This window comes from Paracoccus zeaxanthinifaciens ATCC 21588 (assembly GCF_000420145.1).
Lineage (GTDB): Bacteria > Pseudomonadota > Alphaproteobacteria > Rhodobacterales > Rhodobacteraceae > Paracoccus > Paracoccus zeaxanthinifaciens.
The window spans coordinates 1-16,673 of the sequence record NZ_ATUJ01000004.1 but is presented as its reverse complement, the minus strand read 5'-3'; the positions used below and the strand labels follow the sequence as shown (position 1 = coordinate 16,673).

At 68.2% G+C, this 16,673-nt stretch carries 16 protein-coding genes and 1 pseudogene; 9 read left to right on the top strand and 8 right to left on the bottom strand.

Annotated features, from left to right (window positions below; all coding sequences use genetic code 11):
• Positions 1-30 precede the first annotated feature (30 nt).
• On the top strand, positions 31-801 hold the full coding sequence (locus F804_RS0104970) for an enoyl-CoA hydratase-related protein (protein WP_022706648.1): 771 nt from the start codon (positions 31-33) through the stop codon (positions 799-801).
• Here F804_RS0104970 and F804_RS0104965 read toward each other — a convergent pair.
• The 3 genes from F804_RS0104965 to F804_RS15680 form a co-directional block, all read right to left on the bottom strand.
• Positions 798-1,469, bottom strand: a complete 672-nt coding sequence (locus tag F804_RS0104965) for an NUDIX hydrolase (protein ID WP_022706647.1) — start codon at positions 1,467-1,469, stop codon at positions 798-800. The two genes, F804_RS0104970 and F804_RS0104965, sit on opposite strands and share 4 nt — an antisense overlap.
• A complete protein-coding gene (locus tag F804_RS0104960; RefSeq protein ID WP_022706646.1) occupies positions 1,466-1,846 on the bottom strand; it encodes a DUF983 domain-containing protein in 381 nt (126 codons plus the stop codon). Before F804_RS0104960 ends, F804_RS0104965 begins: the two co-directional genes overlap by 4 nt.
• 69 nt (positions 1,847-1,915) lie before the next feature.
• Entirely contained in the window at positions 1,916-2,926 is a 1,011-nt protein-coding gene (locus tag F804_RS15680; protein ID WP_022706645.1) for a diguanylate cyclase, read from the bottom strand.
• A gap of 114 nt (positions 2,927-3,040) precedes the next feature.
• Between F804_RS15680 and F804_RS15675 the strand changes: the two genes are divergently transcribed.
• Genes F804_RS15675 through F804_RS0104940 form a run of 3 tightly spaced genes read left to right on the top strand, consistent with a single transcriptional unit; the run spans position 3,041 to position 4,938 of the window.
• Entirely contained in the window at positions 3,041-3,331 is a 291-nt protein-coding gene (locus F804_RS15675) for a DUF3572 domain-containing protein (protein WP_022706644.1), read from the top strand.
• Positions 3,332-3,385: 54 nt separating this feature from the next.
• A complete protein-coding gene (locus F804_RS0104945; RefSeq protein WP_022706643.1) occupies positions 3,386-3,949 on the top strand; it encodes a heme NO-binding domain-containing protein in 564 nt (187 codons plus the stop codon).
• Complete coding sequence (locus tag F804_RS0104940) at positions 3,946-4,938, top strand: GGDEF domain-containing protein (protein WP_022706642.1); 993 nt, start codon at positions 3,946-3,948, stop codon at positions 4,936-4,938. Before F804_RS0104945 ends, F804_RS0104940 begins: the two co-directional genes overlap by 4 nt.
• 21 nt (positions 4,939-4,959) lie before the next feature.
• Here F804_RS0104940 and trpS read toward each other — a convergent pair whose 3' ends face one another.
• A complete protein-coding gene (gene trpS, locus F804_RS0104935; protein ID WP_022706641.1) occupies positions 4,960-5,991 on the bottom strand; it encodes a tryptophan--tRNA ligase in 1,032 nt (343 codons plus the stop codon).
• A gap of 76 nt (positions 5,992-6,067) precedes the next feature.
• Between trpS and F804_RS0104930 the strand changes: the two genes are divergently transcribed.
• Positions 6,068-6,769, top strand: a complete 702-nt coding sequence (locus F804_RS0104930; RefSeq protein ID WP_022706640.1) for a rhomboid family intramembrane serine protease — start codon at positions 6,068-6,070, stop codon at positions 6,767-6,769.
• Here F804_RS0104930 and murJ read toward each other — a convergent pair.
• The 3 genes from murJ to F804_RS0104915 are packed head-to-tail and all read right to left on the bottom strand — an operon-like array spanning position 6,766 to position 12,308.
• The gene (gene murJ, locus F804_RS0104925; protein ID WP_022706639.1) at positions 6,766-8,295 is read right to left on the bottom strand and encodes a murein biosynthesis integral membrane protein MurJ; all 1,530 of its coding nucleotides are present in this window, start codon (positions 8,293-8,295) and stop codon (positions 6,766-6,768) included. The genes F804_RS0104930 and murJ overlap by 4 nt on opposite strands.
• Positions 8,292-11,075 carry a [protein-PII] uridylyltransferase gene (locus F804_RS0104920; RefSeq protein WP_022706638.1) on the bottom strand — a complete coding sequence of 928 codons (2,784 nt, stop codon included), beginning with the start codon at positions 11,073-11,075 and terminating at the stop codon, positions 8,292-8,294. Before F804_RS0104920 ends, murJ begins: the two co-directional genes overlap by 4 nt.
• Before the next feature lie 21 nt (positions 11,076-11,096).
• Positions 11,097-12,308, bottom strand: coding sequence for a penicillin-binding protein activator (locus F804_RS0104915; protein ID WP_022706637.1), 1,212 nt, complete (start codon positions 12,306-12,308; stop codon positions 11,097-11,099).
• Between the two features lie 118 nt (positions 12,309-12,426).
• Here F804_RS0104915 and rsmI point away from each other — a divergent pair, with 118 nt between their 5' ends.
• The 3 genes from rsmI to gshB all read left to right on the top strand — a co-directional run bounded on the left by rsmI (position 12,427) and on the right by gshB (position 14,704).
• Entirely contained in the window at positions 12,427-13,326 is a 900-nt protein-coding gene (rsmI, locus tag F804_RS0104910; protein ID WP_022706636.1) for a 16S rRNA (cytidine(1402)-2'-O)-methyltransferase, read from the top strand.
• Positions 13,326-13,691: a YraN family protein gene (locus F804_RS0104905; RefSeq protein WP_028725630.1), complete on the top strand. Its 366-nt coding sequence runs from the start codon at positions 13,326-13,328 to the stop codon at positions 13,689-13,691. Before rsmI ends, F804_RS0104905 begins: the two co-directional genes overlap by 1 nt.
• Before the next feature lie 65 nt (positions 13,692-13,756).
• On the top strand, positions 13,757-14,704 hold the full coding sequence (gshB, locus tag F804_RS0104900; protein WP_022706634.1) for a glutathione synthase: 948 nt from the start codon (positions 13,757-13,759) through the stop codon (positions 14,702-14,704).
• Positions 14,705-14,708: 4 nt separating this feature from the next.
• Here the strand turns inward: gshB and F804_RS0104895 are convergent, their stop codons facing one another.
• Complete coding sequence (locus F804_RS0104895; protein ID WP_022706633.1) at positions 14,709-16,220, bottom strand: YifB family Mg chelatase-like AAA ATPase; 1,512 nt, start codon at positions 16,218-16,220, stop codon at positions 14,709-14,711.
• Positions 16,221-16,343: 123 nt separating this feature from the next.
• On the opposite strand from F804_RS0104895, the pseudogene F804_RS17625 reads away from it, so the two are divergent.
• A pseudogene (locus F804_RS17625) lies at positions 16,344-16,673 on the top strand (hypothetical protein); the annotation flags it as partial.

Below are 16,673 nucleotides of genomic sequence, written 5' to 3'. Positions count from 1 at the left end.
CATGATCCCCCTGAACCAAGGGGGGAACAGATGGAATTCCAGACCATTCGGGTTGAACACCAGGACGCCGTCCTGCGCGTCGTCATGAACCGGCCTGAGATGATGAACGCGCTGAACGCGACGATGCGCCAGGAGATCACGGCCGCGCTGAGCGATCTGCCCGAGGGCGTGCGCTGCGTCGTGCTGACGGGCGAGGGGCGCGGCTTCTGCTCGGGGCAGGATCTGACGGATGCCGGTGCCGCGATCGACCTGGAACGGACGCTGCGCGAGGAATACGAGCCGATGCTGCGCGCGATCACCGGCTGCGCCGTGCCCGTCATCGCCGCCGTGAACGGCGTGGCCGCGGGGGCAGGGGCGAATGTCGCGCTGGTCTGCGACGTGGTGATCGCCGCGAACTCGGCCAGCTTCATCCAAGCCTTCACGCGGATCGGCCTCATCCCCGACGCGGGGGGCACGTGGTATATCCCGCGTGCGATCGGCCATGCGCGCGCGATGGGTGCGATGCTGTTCGCGGAACCGGTTTCGGCGCAGCAGGCGGTCGATTGGGGCATGATCTGGCAGGCCGTCCCCGACGAGGAGTTCGAGGCCGTCGTCGCCAACCGCGCGCGCCAGCTGTCCGAGGGGCCGACGGGTGCTTACCTGTCGATCAGGCAGGCGGTTTCGGCAAGCTTCGGGAACGACCTGGAAGAACAACTCGCGCTCGAGGCGCAGTTGCAGGGCAAGGCAGGGCACAGCCGCGACTTCACCGAAGGGGTCGGGGCGTTCCTTCAGAAGCGCAAGCCGAACTTTACCGGACGCTAGGCGATCTGGCGGAAGGCGGGGGCGGTTCCCCGGTTGTCGAAGAAGGGAACCGTCGCCGGGCCGGGAATGGCCTCGTCCGGGCCAAGACCGCGCGCGACCGAGGCCAGTTCGGCCAGGACCACCTCGGTGATGAAGGGCAGGTCCAGTTGCCGCGCCTCGGACAGGGCGACCCAGTGCAGGTGCGAAAGCTCGTCGCAGGCGGCGCTGAAATCGTCGGGATCGCCGCTCAGCCGGTTCGCATCGGCAAGGAAGAAATGCGCGTCGAAGCGGCGCGGCCTGCCGGGTGGGGTGATGGCGCGGAAGAAATAGGTCAGCGCAGAGGCGTCGGGCAGAAGGCCCGCATCGGCGTATCCCGGAAGGGTTGTGGCCTGTGCGCCGGGGCGTCCGATCATGAGGCCGGTTTCCTCGACCAGTTCGCGCAATGCTGCCGCCGCGATGGCGTCGGGGTTCTGACCCTCGGCCCGCAGCCGGGCGGCGCAGGCAGGGGCAAGGCCCGACGCAAGCGGGATCGCGTCGTCGGTCGCATCGACAGCACCGCCGGGAAAGACGTATTTCGACGGCATGAACACGGCCTTCGCACCCCGCATCCCCATCACGACGCGCGGCTCGGACCCGTCGCGGCGCAGCAGCAGCACGGTCGCGGCGGGGCGGATGGGCGCGTCGGTCATTCGCCGAACCCGTGCATTCGCCGCGCCCATTGCAGGCCGACGAAGCCGCCCTTGATGATCGGCAGCAGGACCAGCGACGACACGATCGTTCCCAGGCTGAAGACGATCAGCATGGTGATCGCGCTTGGGCGCCATGCGACATAGGATGCCAGCAGGATCGGCGCCGCGATGTGCGAGACCAGCAGGATCGTCAGATAGGCCGGCCCGTCATCGGCGCGCTGATGGTGAAGCGCCTCGCCGCAATCGGGGCAGTGGTCCGCGACCTTGAGATAGCTCGTGAACATCCGTCCCTCGCCGCAGGCAGGGCAACGCAGCTTGGCGCCGCGCGTCATCGCCTGGCCCGTGGGCCGATCCTGATATGTCGCAGTGCTTTCCATGCCTGGCACCTCCGTGGGCTGTCCCAAGAACCTAGGCCCTGGCCGCCCGCTTTACCAGTCCGGGTTCCGTCAGGCCGCGCGTTCGGGATGCGACGCGATGACACGGTTCCGCCCGGCCTTCTTCGCCGCCATCAGCGCAAGATCCGCCCGCTGCATCACGCCCGTGACAACACCGGCGGCATCCTGCGCCGCGTGGGGATGCGCATGGCTGACGCCGATCTGCCGCGTCCCGCCGATGCGGATCGGCTGGCCACAGATCGCGGCGCGGATCCCCTCGGCCAGAACGGCATCGCCTGCCGCATGGCCCAGCTGGTCGTTGATCGACTTGAAGTGGTCGAGATCCAGCGCAAGGATCGCGAAGCCAGTCCCCGACTGCGCGGCGTTCCGCGCGATCTGCAGCATGCGCGGTTCGGCATAGCGGCGATTAAACAGACCGGTCAGCGGGTCCTTGATTGCCTCCTCCAGCTGGCGCTGCGTCTCTGCCCGCTTGCGGTCCTTGCGCGACTTGCGTGCCAGCAGCCCGTCCAGCGCGATGGCCGAGGCATCCGCCGCGCCCGCATCCGCGAAGGGGTCTGCCAGCACCTCGCCCGCGCCAAGGTCCAGCGCGATCGCGTAACTGTTGCGCGATCCGGCGTCCGTGACGATCGCATAGGCCGCATCGCAGGAATTCGGGCGCGCCCGAAGCTCGGCCATGCCGAAGCTCACCGGGCCTTCCTGCTGCGACTCGGACAGCAGACGGCGGATCTGGGCCAGCAGGATCTCGTCCTCGACGGCGGGGTCCAGCGTCGCCGTCGCCCCCGCGCACAGCGCCGCCAGACGTTCGCGCCCGGTCACCATGACGACGATCGACGTGGTGGCCGTCGCGGGCGTTCCGCGCAGCAACTGGCATGCCGCGGCCGCGCTCATGTCGGCAAGCGGTCCATTCAGGATCAGCAGATCGACCGAGCCTCGGGACAGCAGGCCGAGAACCTCGGCGCTGGTGCCTGCGGTCGCGACCTCGTGGCAGGCCGAACCCAGACGCACCTTCAACGTGATGCGTGCGGTCGCCGATCCGTCCGCCACAAGGATGCGTGCTGTCATCTCTGGATCCTGAAAATCTTACCTATCTTGCTTCATGTTCTGCGCCGAAAAGCTTAAGAAATCATTTCCGCGCATCACGCGCCTCACCAATCGACGCATATCGGGGACCGGCACATGGCTATTTCGCAGCAAGGCGCGCAGGAGCTTGCCACGGACATTCTTCTGGCGCTGGCCGAACGCCCCGAGCAGCTTGCGGGCTTTCTGGGCACCAGCGGGCTGGAACCCTCGACCCTGCGCCAGGTCGCCTCGCGCCCCGAGATCGCCGTGTTCCTGCTGGATTACATCGTCGAACAGGATGACCGCCTGCTCGAGATCGCCGAAGGGATCGGGCGCGATCCGCGCGACATCATGGCCGCCCGCACCGTTCTTTCGGGGCCGGGAAGTTATGGCTGGGAAGCCGACTGAGCTTTTCCTTTTCTTAACCCGCGCGCGGTAATGCTGTGCCCAAAAGAGGTGGGCATGGACACATTGATCAATCGCACGGTCGAGGAGTTTCTTCGCGCGACCTATGGTGAGGGGCTTGTCGGGACGATCACCGACGAACTGGCCACGACCGAGGAGAGCGATCCGGTTCCGGGGCGCGTCCACGGCATGCGGATGCTGGACCGCGCGGCTTTCCGGCTGGTCAAGCCGACGGTCGAGATGCTGGAGGATCTGGGCGCATGGATGACCCGGATCGAGGCCATCCGCCGCCTTCTGCGCTTCTCGGGGCGTGATTTCACCGACTTCCTTCTGCGGCTGGAGGAGATGCCCGGTCGGGCGCATCTGGTGCTGCCGAACCTGCATCTGCCGGCAATACAGGTCGAAGCCATCGGTCATTCGATCTTCCTGACCATGTCGCCGCCGGATGCGGCCTGGCGGCATCTGCTGATCGGTATCGTGCGGGGGATGGCCGACGATTACGGGGCGCTCTGCCTGATCTCGACGGAAGGGGCGCTGATCCGGGTCGATGTCTGGGACACGTCCTTCGCGCAGGCCCGCGACTTCTCGCTGGATGTCGCACCGTCCGAGGTGGCGCGATGAATATGCCGGTGATGATGCCCGCGCCCTCGCTCGGGGCGCTGCTGCCGATGCATCTGGTCGTGTCGCGCGACGGGGCGGTCCTGTCGGTTGGACCGACCCTGTCCAAGATCGCGCCGCAATTGGCCCAGGGGCTGGACCTGCTGCTGCCCGCGCGTGGCGACAAGACCCGTCCGCTGCTGGCGATCTGCAGCGATGCCGTCGCCTCGGGAGAGCGTCTGTTCCTGCGCATCGCGGGGATCGACGACCTTGTCCTGCGCGGCCATGCGGTCGAGCTTGCAGGCGGGGCGATGCTTCTGAACCTCGGGTTTGGGGCGGATCTGAAGGCCGCGATCCGCAGGGCGGGCCTGACGGACGACGATTTCGCGCCCTCGGAGCTGGCGATGGAGTTCCTGTTCCTGCAAGAGGCCAATCTTGGCGTCCTGCGCGAGCTTGCGCGCTTCAACAGCCAGCTGGCCCGCTCGCGAGAGGCTGCGATCCAGCAGGCGCAGACCGACCCGTTGACGGGCCTCGGGAACCGCCGGGGGTTGGAGCTTGCGCTGCAGGCCGCGTTGAAGCGTCCGCACGAGGTCGGCATGTCCCCCGAGGAATGCGCCTTCGCGCTGGTGCATCTGGACCTGGATCACTTCAAGCAGGTGAACGACCGGCTGGGCCACAAGGCGGGGGACGAACTACTGCGCCATGTCGGCGTCGTGCTGCGCGGCATCGTGCGCAAGGTCGATATCGCGGCGCGGATCGGGGGCGACGAATTCGTGCTGATCCTGCGACGCATGACGAATCACGGCGATATAGGGCGGATCGCGGATCGGCTGATCGGCTCGATCAGGGCGCTGTCGCCGCCCGAACTGGGCGAGCTGCGCGTTTCGGCCAGCCTTGGGGTCGTGATCTGGCGTCCCGGCGACACCGAGGACATGGTCGATCTGCTGCACCAGACCGACGAGGCGCTCTATGCCTCGAAGAGAGAGGGGCGGGGGCGGGCCACGATCCGCTGAGCGGTCGCGGCCCGTGGGCCTTCAGCGCGTGCGCAGAAGGCCCATGATGTCCTTGGTGCGGTCCAGGATCGGACGCGCGATGGCCTCGGCCCGGTCGGCACCGTCGGCCAGAACCCGGTCGATCTCGGCCGGGTCGGCCATGTAATCCGACATCGCCTTGGTGATCGGCGCCATGGACGCGACCGCGACCTCGGCCAGGGCGGGCTTGAAGGCGCCGAAGCCCTGACCCTCGAACCGTGCCAGCACCTGGTCGACCGTCTCGTCCGACAGGGCGGCATAGATGTTGACCAGGTTGCGCGCCTCGGGGCGGTCCTTCAGCCCGTCCGCCGAACCGGGCAGGGGGTCCGCATCGGTCCGCGCCTTGCGGATCTTCTGCGCGATGGCATCCGCATCGTCGGTCAGGTTGATCCGGCTGGCATCCGAGGGGTCGGATTTCGACATCTTCTTCGACCCGTCGCGCAGCGACATGACGCGCGTGGCCACGCCCTCGATCAGCGGCTGGGTGATCGGGAAGTGATCGACCTTGTAGTCGTGGTTGAACTTGGCGGCGATGTCGCGCGTCAGTTCCAGGTGCTGCTTCTGATCCTCGCCCACGGGAACCGCCGTCGCCTGGTAGGTCAGGATGTCGGCCGCCATCAGCGCCGGATAGGCCAGAAGCCCGAGCGAGGCGTTCTCGCTGTTCTTGCCGGCCTTGTCCTTGAACTGCGTCATCCGGTACATCCAGCCGACGCGGGCCACCGTGTTGAACAGCCACGCCATTTCGGCATGCGCGCTGACCTGGCTCTGGTTGAACAGGACCGATTTCGCCGGATCGACGCCCGCCGCCATGAAGGCCGCGGCAGCCTCGCGGATGCGCATCCGCAGCTGCTCGGGTTCCTGCCAGACCGTGATGGCGTGCAGGTCCACCACGCAATAGATCGTCTCGGCCTCGCCGCCCTGCAGGGCCGCGAAACGCTTGAGCGCGCCAAGATAGTTTCCGAGCGTCAGCCCGCCCGAGGGCTGGATCCCCGAGAAGATGCGCGGGCGGAAGGTGCTGTTTTGGGGTTCGGACATGACCGGCCTGCCTTGGAATTTCCTGGCCGCTGGCTTAGCCGTTGGCTGGGCCTTCCGCAACCTTCAAGGAAATTCAATGCGTCCCGGACTGACCGAATCCCCGCTGAACCCCTTGCCGCCGGTGATCTGGCTGCTGACCCTGCCCGTCATCGCGACCGAGGCGATCTTCGCGCTTGGCGGCATCGGGCTGATCGGCGGCGCCGAGGGGGTGGGCCTGCGCCTGACCGCCATCCGTATGGCCGCCCTGCCGCCCGAGCTGATCCAGCGCGCACCGCAATTCCTGCAGCAGGCCCCGTCCGAGTTCTACCGCCTGTTCAGCTATGCCTTCGTGCACGCCTCGTTGACGCATGCGCTGTTCGTCGCGGTCTTCACGCTTGCGCTTGGCAACCTGGTCGCGCGGAACTTCCGCCCTGCGGCGGTCGTGGCGCTGTTCTTCGGTTCGGCCATCGGGGGTGCGGTCATCTATTCGCTGCTGCTGGCGGCGTTGGGGCCGCAGAACGCGCCGCTGATCGGGGGCTACCCTGCGGTCTATGGCCTTGTGGGCGCGTTCACCTTCCTGCTGTGGACCAAGCTGGCCGCGGTGAACGCCAACCGGATGCGGGCGTTTTCGCTGATCGGCATGCTGTTGGTCTTCCAGCTGGCATTCGGGCTGGTCTTCGGGGGCGCGGGCCTCGGTTGGATCGCCGAGGTTGCGGGCTTTGCCACCGGCTTCGCGCTGAGCTTCGCGCTGGTCGATGGCGGCATGGCCCGCGCCCTGCAGCAGATCCGGCGGCGTTAACCCCGCCGGACCGCGGCCTTCAGCTCGGACGGGCGATAGCCCGCGATGACGAAGGCCAGCGCGAAATAGATCGCGGCGCCGCCGAAGACGAGGATCGCAAGCGACGCCGCGCGCCCCAGGGAACCCGCCTCCAGCCAGGCGCGCATGACCCAAAGCGCACCCGCCATCAGCGCCGATGCGGCCAGAAGGCGGGGGAAGGCGCGGACCAGCTTGGCATCCGCGCGGGCCGCCTGGCCCATCGCGCGGGTGCCCCACCACAACTGCCCCACCATGACCCAGGCCGCGATGGTCGTGCCCAGTGCCGCCGCAAGGAATCCCACCAGCGGCATCAGGCCGAAGGCCACCGCCGCGTTCACCACCATGGAAAACAGGGCGAAGCGGAAGGGCGTCCGCGTATCCTCGCGCGCGAAATACAGCGGTTGCAGGATCTTCTGCAGCACGAAGGCGGGCAGGCCGAGGGCATAGACGACCAGCGCCGCCGCTGTCTGCTGCGTGTCGAAGGCGCTGAAGGCACCGCGTTCGAACAGGGTCGAGACCATCGGCTCCGCGATCACCGCGATCGCGAAGGCCGAGGGCAGGGTGAGGAACAGCCCGAACTCGGTCGCGCGGGAAAACGCCTGCTGGCCGCCCGCGTGATCGCCCGCGCGCAGCCTGCGCGCCAGTTCGGGCAGCAGGACGACCGCGACCGCCGCGCCGACCACGCCAAGCGGCAGCTGGTACAGCCGGTCGGAATAGGACAGCCAGCCGATCGCGCCCTCGAACCGCGACCCGACCTGGCGCCCGATCAGCAGGTTGATCTGCACCACGCCGCCCGCGAAGGCGGCGGGCAGGGCGACGGCGACCAGGTGGCGCATCTCGGGGGTCATGCGCGGGCGGCGCGGGCGGAAGGTCCAGCCCGTCCGGTGCGCGTCCCACCAGACCAGCGCCAGTTGCGCGATGCCGGTGACGGGCGTCGCCCATGCCAGCGTCAGGCCCAGATCCCAGCCCTGCCAGCGGCCAAGATACATCGCCACGATGAACAGCAGGTTCAGCAGCACGGGCGCGGCCGCTGCCGCCGTGAACCGCCCGTTCGCGTTCAGCACCCCCGAGATCATCGAGGCCATCGAGATCAGCAGGATATAGGGGAAGGTGATGCGCCCGTATTCGACCGCAAGGTCGAAACGTTCGTCCCCCTGGAACCCCGACGCCATCAGCCACACCAGCCCCGGCATCAGGACCATCGCCACCGCCGACAGGACCAGCACCACGGCGAACAGCCCCGAGAACGCCTGCTGCGCGAAGCGCTGCGCCTCGTCCCGATCCTCGAGCTTCTTCGAGAACATCGGGATGAAGGCGGTGTTGAACGCGCCCTCGGCGAAGAAGCGGCGGAACATGTTGGGCAGCGACAGCGCGATCAGGAAGGCCTCGGCCATGGCGCCCGTGCCCAGCCACGCGGCCATCAGGATGTCGCGCACGAAGCCCGATGCGCGCGAGATCAGCGTCCAGATTCCCACGGCCAGGAATCCGCGCACAAGTCCGGTCTTCATGTATTCGGTGCCTCTGCCCGTTTCACGCCGTCGATGATCGCGGCGCGCAGTCTCTTTTCCAGGGCGTCCCGCTTGGACGCGCTGTGCAGCTTCAGGCCGAACATGTCCTTGACGTAGAAGCTGTCGACGACCTGCGCGCCATAGGTGGCGATCACTGCGCTGACGATCTGGATGTGGTTCGAGGCCAGCGTCCGCGTCAGGTCATACAGCAGACCCGGACGGTCGCGGGTATCGACCTCGATGATGGTATAGATGTCGCTGCCTTCGTTGTCGAAGGTGACATGGGTCGGGAACTTGAATTCCCGGTTGCGCTTCTTGGGCTTGTCGCGGCTGGCGAATGCCTCTCGGGCGACGATCTCGCCCATCAGGGTGCGCAGGATGGTCTGGCGCAGCTTGGGCAGCCGATCCTCGGCAAAGGGATGGCCGTCGGCATCCTGCACCCAGAAGACCGCCGTCGCATAGCCGTCGCGCGTGGTGTAGGTCCGCGCATCGACGACATTCGCCCCGGTCAGGGTCAGCGCCCCCGCCAGCCGCGAGAAGATGCCCGGATGGTCGGCCAGCACGAAGGCCGCGCGGGTCGCGTCGCGGTCGGCATCGGCCTGCAGGTCGATGCGGATCTCGTCCGGGCCGACCTCGCGCAGCAGTTCCGCAAAGACGGCGTGGGTCTGGGTGGGCAGCCCCGGCCAATAGGCGTCGTAATGGCGGGCGGCCTCGGCGCGGATGGCCTTTGCCTCCCAGCCCTTGGCCAGCAGCATGTGCTTGAGCGAACGCTTGGCCTCGGCCAGGCGCTTGTCGCGGTTCAGCTCCTCCAGCCCGTTTTCCAGCGCGGCCGCGGTCTCGCGGTGCAGCGTGCGCAGCAGGGCGGCCTTCCAGTTGTTCCAGGTCCCCGGTCCGACGCCGCGGATGTCGCAGACCGTCAGCACCAGCAGCAGGTCCAGCCGCCTGCGCGTCTTCACCGCCTTGGCGAAGTCGCGCAGCGTGCGGGGGTCGGCGATGTCGCGCTTCTGCGCCACGTCGGACATCAGCAGGTGGTTGCGCACCAGCCATTCCACCGTGTCGATATCGTCCTGCTGGAACCCGAAGCGCGCCGCGACCCGCCTTGCGATGCGCGCGCCCAGGATCGAGTGATCCTCGTTCCGGCCCTTGCCGATGTCGTGCAGCAGCGTGGCGAGGTACAGCACGCGGCGGTTCACGCCTGCGTCGATGATTTCCGACGACAGGGGCAGATCCTCGATCTGCTCGCCCCGCTCGATCTGGGCCAGGGCCGCGACGCATTGGATCGAATGTTCGTCGACGGTATAGTGGTGATAGACGTTGAACTGCATCATCGCCACGACCGGTTCGAATTCCGGGATGAAGGCGGCCAGCACGCCCAGCTCGTTCATGCGACGCAGGGCGCGTTCGGGGTTCCCGTGCTTCAGCAGCATGTCCATGAAGATCGAGATGGCCTCGGGATCGGCCTGCACCTTCTCGTCCAGCAGATGCAGGTTCGCGGCCACGAGGCGCATCGCGTCGGGATGGATCAGGGTGCCGGTGCGCAGCGCCTCCTCGAACAGGCGCAGCAGGTTCAGCGGATCCGACAGGAACTCGGCCTCGGTCGAGAAAGAGATGCGGCCCTGAACGTCAGCAAAGCCCGCGCGCATCTTGCGGCGCCTGCGGAACAGCCTGCCAAAGATCGGCGCGGTGCGGACATGCTGGTTTTCCAGCGCCGTCAGGAAGACGCGCGTCAGCTCGCCCACGCCGGTCGCGTGGCGGAAATAGTCCTGCATGAAATACTCGACGCCCCGACGCGCGGCGGTGTCGGCATAGCCCATGCGGCGGGCGACCTCGACCTGCATGTCGAAGGACAGCACATCGACCGGACGGCCCGCGATCAGGTGCAGGTGGCAGCGCACGGCCCAGAGGAAATCCTCGGCCTGCCAGAAGGCCAGGTGCTCATCGCGCGAGAAGACGCCCAGATCGACCAGCTCGACCGCGCGATCGACGCGGTGGATGTATTTCGCGATCCAGTACAGGGTCTGCAGGTCGCGCAGGCCGCCCTTGCCCTCCTTGACGTTGGGTTCGAGGACGTATCGCTGGCCGCCCTGGCGCGTGTGGCGCGCGGCGCGTTCGTCCAGCTTGGCCTCGATGAATTCGGGGATGGTGCGTTCGAACAGCTCGGACCACAGGCGGTGGCGCAGTTCCTCGGCCAGGGGGGCGTGGCCAGTCACCAGGCGGTGCTCCACCAGCGAGGTGCGGATGGTCATGTCGCCTTCGCCCAGCCGCAGGCAGTCGTCCACGCTGCGGATCGAATGGCCGATCTTCAGCTTCAGGTCCCACAGCATGTACAGCATGGATTCGACCACGCTCTCGGCCCAGGCGGTGATCTTCCAGGGGGTCAGGAACAGCAGGTCCACATCCGAGGCGGGCGCCATCTCGGCGCGGCCATAGCCGCCGACCGCAAGGATCGCCAGCTTCTCGGCCTCGGAGGGGGTGTGCAGGGGATGCAGGCACGTCGTTGCGACGTGGTGGACGGCGGTGACGATCACGTCCGTCAGCTCGGCCGTGGCGCGCACCGTCTCTCGGGCGGCGCGGGGGTGGGACAGGAAGCCCGCCTCGACCAGGGCCATGCCGTCCTGGCGCAGCTGGCTCAGAAGCGCGACCGTGCGGGCGCGGATCTGCTTGGGTTCGGGAACATCCGCCAGCTCGGCATCCAGCCGGGACAGGACGGTCGGGGTGTCGAACAGGTCGGACGCCCCGGTCGGAACCGGGGCGTCGTCTGCGTCGGGCTTGGCTGTCATCTTGGCGGTCTGGTCCTGTTGTTACGACCCGAAGCCGCGCGCGGTCTGCGGGGCGGGGTCCAGCACGACCAGCTGGCCGTTGCGGATGGTCGCGACCGACAGGCCGCGCTGGATGGTCCGGTCGCCCTTCAGCCGGAAGATGCCGCCCACGCCCGCAAAGCCCGCGCGCTGCGTCAGCGAGGTCGAGGTCAGCGCGTTGCGGCGCCCGCTGCGTGCAAGCGACGCGATGGCCGCCACGCCGTCATAGGACAGCGAGGCCAGCGGATGGGGCTGTTCGCCGTGGGTCTGGGCATAGCGGGCCTCGAACTGGCGCATCAGGCCCTGGTCGGGGATCGCGAACCAGCCCTCGGCCAGCTGGGCTTCCGAAAGGCGGCTGGCGGGCTGGTCCCACCGGGTCAGGCCCATCATCTGGGTCACGGGCGAACGCACGCCGGCATCGGCCAGCTGCTGGGTCAGATAGGGCAGGACGGCCTGGTGGTTCGCGGTCATGAAGACCGAATCCACGTTGCCCGACTTCGCGGCCTCGGCCACGCGCGGGACCACGGCGTCGATCCCGGTCACCGAGACCGGATGGTTGATCCGGCCCGCGACGCGTGCGCCGTTGCGCGCGGCGGCGGTCTCGATCGCGGCGCCGCCCAGCTGGCCCGCGACGTCATCCTCGGCGACGATCAGGACGTTGCGCTTACCCTGCTTGACGCCATAGCCGACCAGGCGGTCCGCGATATTCTCGAAGCTGTTGCCCAGGATGAAGACGTTCCCGCCTGCGACCTGCGTGTTGTTCGAGAATGTCAGCACGTTCACGTTGCGCGGGGCCATCGCGTTGCCGACCGCGTTCGCGCCCTCGGCGAACAGCGGGCCCAGGATGATCTGCGCGCCCGCATCGACGGCGGCATTCGCCTGCGCCACCGCGGCCTCGGTCGAGGCGCCGGTGTCATAAATGCGCAGGTCGATCGAGGCGCCCTGCGCATCCGCCGCCGCCATCCGGGCCGAGTTCTTGAGGCTGCGCGCCAGCCATTCGAGGTCGGCCGAGCCGGTGCCCGCAGGGGCCAGCAGCGCCACGCGCACCGGCTGCGACGGGTCGATCAGCTGGCCGGTTTCGGGGCCGGATGCCTGTTCGGTCATCGCGCCGGGTTCGCAGGCGGCAAGGAACAGGGCCGAGATCACGGCGCCCGCGCGGGTCAGGCCCCTGCGCAGCCCACCCGTGGCGGTCCGGCTTGTGGTGGATGCGAACATGTGAAACTTCCCCCGTTGAACTATTGGTTTTGCAAGTCCTCGGGCGCAGACTATGTCCGGTGCGTGCCGATGGCAACGGCACGGCACCCACGCGGGGCCAAGACGAAGGAAAGATGTCATGGAACGTTCAGCCCAGCCCGAAGGCGCCCGCCCCATCGCCGCCCGGATCGAGGTCGCGCGCATCGACCCCGGCCTGCACCTGGTCGCGACGCCCATCGGAGCCGCGCGCGACATCACGCTGCGCGCGCTGGACGTGCTGAACAGCGCTGACATCCTTGCGGCCGAGGATACGCGCGTGCTGCGCCACCTGATGGAGATCCACGGCATCCCCCTGCGCGGTCGGCGGCTGATCGCCTATCACGACCATAACGGCGCGCGCGCGCGTCCCGCGCTGATCGGCGCGCTGAAGGAAGGCGCAAGCGTCGCCTATTGTTCGGACGCGGGGACGCCGCTGGTGGCCGATCCCGGATACCGCCTGGCGCTGGACGCGACCGAGGCGGGCGCGCGGGTCCATGCGCTGCCGGGGCCGTCTGCCGCGCTGGCCGCGCTCAGCCTGTCGGGGCTGCCCTCGGACCGGTTCCTGTTCCTGGGCTTCCCGCCCTCGACCGAGGCTGCGCGTCGGACATGGCTGCGGACATGGCTGGCGACCGACGCGACGCTGATCCTGTACGAAAGCCCGCGCCGCGTGTCGCGCACCCTGGCCGAGCTGGCCTTGCAGGATCCCGACCGCGCCATCGTCATCGCGCGAGAGCTGACCAAGAAGTTCGAGGAGGTCATCCGCGGCACCGCCTCCGACCTGTCGCAGGATCCCCGCATGGACAGCCTCAAGGGTGAGGTCGTGATGCTGATCGACCGTCCCGGCGAGGTCGAGATCAGCGAAGAGACGCTGGACGACGCCCTGCGCGACCGCATGGGCCGCATGTCCGTCAAGGACGCCGCCAAGGAGGTTGCCGATAGCCTGGGCATGGCCAAGCGCGACGTCTATCAGCGCGCTCTGGCCCTGTCGCGCGACGAATGATGCGCTCGGCGCGCGGGACGACCGCGAACTTGTCGGGCGCCATGGCCGAGGATGCGGTGCTGCGCGAATATCGCGGTCAGGGGGCCGAACTGCTGGCCCGCCGCTGGCGCGGGCGCAGCGGAGAGATCGACCTGATCCTGCAGGCGGACGCGGCCCTGATCTTCGTCGAGGTGAAATCCGCCGCGACCCATGACGCCGCCGCCGAACGCATCCGACCCACACAGGCCCGCCGCATCATGGGCGCCGCCGAGGAATACCTGGCCGCCACCGGCAGGCCGCTTGCGACCGAGATGCGCTTCGACGCGGCGCTGGTCGATGCCACGGGCCGCGTCGCGATCCTTCCCGACGCGTTCGCGGCTTTCTGACCCCGCAATCTTGCATCCCGCCCGCCCGAGCGCCAAATGTCACCCCGAATGATCAGGAGCGCAGCATGAGCCTTTACGTCGCCCTTCAGATGGACCCGGTCGAGGCCGTGTCGATCGATGCCGACAGCACCTTCCGCATCGGCCTCGAGGCCGAGGCCCGCGGGCACCGTCTGTTCCAGTACACCGCCGACCAGCTGCGCTATGACCAGGGGCGCGTGATCGCGCGCGGTCGCCCGATCACGCTGCGCCGCAAGCAGGGCGATCATGTGACCTTCGGCGAATGGGCCGAGGTGGACGTGACCGAGTTCGACGTGGTCTGGCTGCGGCAGGACCCGCCCTTCGACATGGCCTATGTCACCTCGACCCACCTTCTGGACCGGGTGCATCCGAAGACGCTGGTCGTGAACGACCCGTTCTGGGTGCGCAACTGCCCCGAGAAGCTGATGGTCCTGGACTTCCCCGACCTGACCCCGCCGACCATGATCGCGCGCGATCCGGCAGCCTTCCGCGCCTTCCGCGAACGCCACGGAGAGATCATCGTCAAGCCGCTTTATGGCAACGGGGGCGCGGGCGTGTTCCACCTCAAGCCCGGCGATCCGAACCTGTCCTCGCTGCTGGAGACCTTTGCCGGCATCAACCGCGAACCGATGATCGCGCAGAAATACCTGCCCGCCGTGGTCAAGGGCGACAAGCGGATCATCCTGGTCGACGGCGAGCCCGTCGGCGCGATCAACCGCGTCCCGCAAGAGGGCGAGGCACGTTCCAACATGCATGTCGGCGGCCGCGCCGAGAAGATCGGCCTGACCGAGCGCGAATACGAGATCTGCAAGATCATCGGCCCGACCCTGCGCGAGAAGGGCCTGATCTTCACCGGCATCGACGTGATCGACGGCTGGCTGACCGAGATCAACGTGACCTCTCCGACCGGCCTGCAAGAGCTGGAGCGTTTCGACGGGATCAACGCATCCGCCGCGATCTGGGAGGCGATCGAGCGTCGCCTGTCCGAACGCTGAGCCCTCAGCCTGCCGCGAATGGCAGGCGATAGCTGATGGCCTCGGCCAGATGCGGGGTGCGGACGGCCTCGGCGCCGTCCAGATCCGCGATGGTGCGCGCGGTGCGCAGGATGCGGTGGTATCCGCGCGCCGTCAGCCCCAGCCGGTCGGCTGCCTTGCGGATCAGCGCCTGGCCCTCGGCATCCGGGCGCGCGACCTGTTCCAGGATCGCGCCTGTGGCCTCGGCATTGACCGAGACGCCCGGCTCGGCGGCATAGCGTTCCGCCTGGACCAGCCGCGCCTGCGCGACCCGATCCGCGATCACGACCGAACTGTCGCCATCCGCGCCGCCTTCCAGGTCATCGATCCGCGTTGCGGGAACCTCGATCCGCAGGTCGAAACGGTCCATCAGCGGGCCGGATATGCGCGAGAGGTAATCCTGCCCGCAGGTCGCGGCCTTGGGGCAGGCCCGCGCGGCATCCGCCAAGTGCCCGCAGCGGCAGGGATTGGCGGCAGCCACCAGCAGGAACCGGCAGGGATAGCTGACGTGACGGGCGGCGCGGGCGACCATGACCTCGCCCGTCTCAATGGGTTGGCGCAGGCTTTCCAGCACCTGGCGGGGGTATTCGGGCAGCTCGTCCATGAACAGGACGCCGTGATGGGCAAGGCTGATCTGTCCGGGCCGCGCGGACCGCCCGCCGCCCACGATGGCCGCCGGGGACGCGGTGTGATGCGGTTCCAGGAACGGCGGCTGACGAGAGATGCCGCCCGCAGGCAGGATGCCCGCGACCGAATGGATCATGGATGTGGCCAGCGCCTCGGACGGGGTCAGCGGGGGCATGAGGCCCGGCAGGCGCGACGCCAGCATCGACTTGCCCGCGCCGGGCGGGCCGACCATCAGCAGGTGGTGGCGCCCCGCGGCGGCGATTTCCAGCGCGCGCTTGGCGCGTTCCTGGCCGCGCACCTCGGAGAGGCATCCGCGCGCCGGGTCCTCTCGCAGCATGCCGGGCTGGGCGGGGGAAAGCGGCTTGCGGTCGCTCAAGTGATCGACGACGGATCGCAGCGTCGTCGCGCCGAAGACGGGAACGGTCTGGATCCACGCCGCCTCGGGGCCGCAGGCGGCGGGACAGATCAGGCTGCGGTCATCCTCGGACGCGGCGACGGCAGCGGGCAGGGCGCCCGCCACGGGGACCAGCCGTCCGTCCAGCGACAGCTCGCCCAGGGAGACGCAGCGCGCGACATCCTCGGGGGGGACGACCTTCAGCGCGGCCAGGATCGCCAGCGCGATGGGCAGATCGAAATGCGACCCCTCCTTCGGCAGGTCCGCGGGCGAGAGGTTCACAGTCAGCCGCTTGCTGGGCAGGGCGATGGACATTGCGCCAAAGGCCGCGCGGACACGCTCCTTCGCCTCGGACACCGCCTTGTTGGGCAGGCCCACGATCGAGAATCCCGGCAGACCGGCCGCAACGGAGCACTGAACCTCGACCAGGCGGGCATCGACGCCTTCGAAGGCGACGGTATAGGCGGTGGCGACCATTCTGTTCCCCAAGGTTTCGGGGAATGCTAAGGCCGGATGGTTAAGGCATGGTTAAAAGCCGCGTAGTTGTTTGATCCTACGGTTTGATTGTGCGATCCTTTCTCAACAGCGGAAGGATGCCCTCTGGGACAAGTTCATCATGGAAGCGCCACGACCACGCACGCCGTCAGAGCAGCAATAGTGAGGGCGGCCCGCCACCGGTCCGAGGGCCTGCCCGAATGATCGCAAGCTTCGAGCGCGACGCTGAGCCGGAAGCTGGGGATCAATCCCAGGACGGTTGCAAAGTGGCGCAAACGGCAGACGGTGGATGATCTCAAGACCGGCCCAAAGGAGCCACGTTCGACGGTCCCCACGGAGGCTGAGGAGGCGGCCATCGTCGCGTTTCGGCGCCACACGCTGCTCCCGCTCGATGGCGCTGCGCTTGCCTCTATGCCCTTCAGCCGACCATCCCAC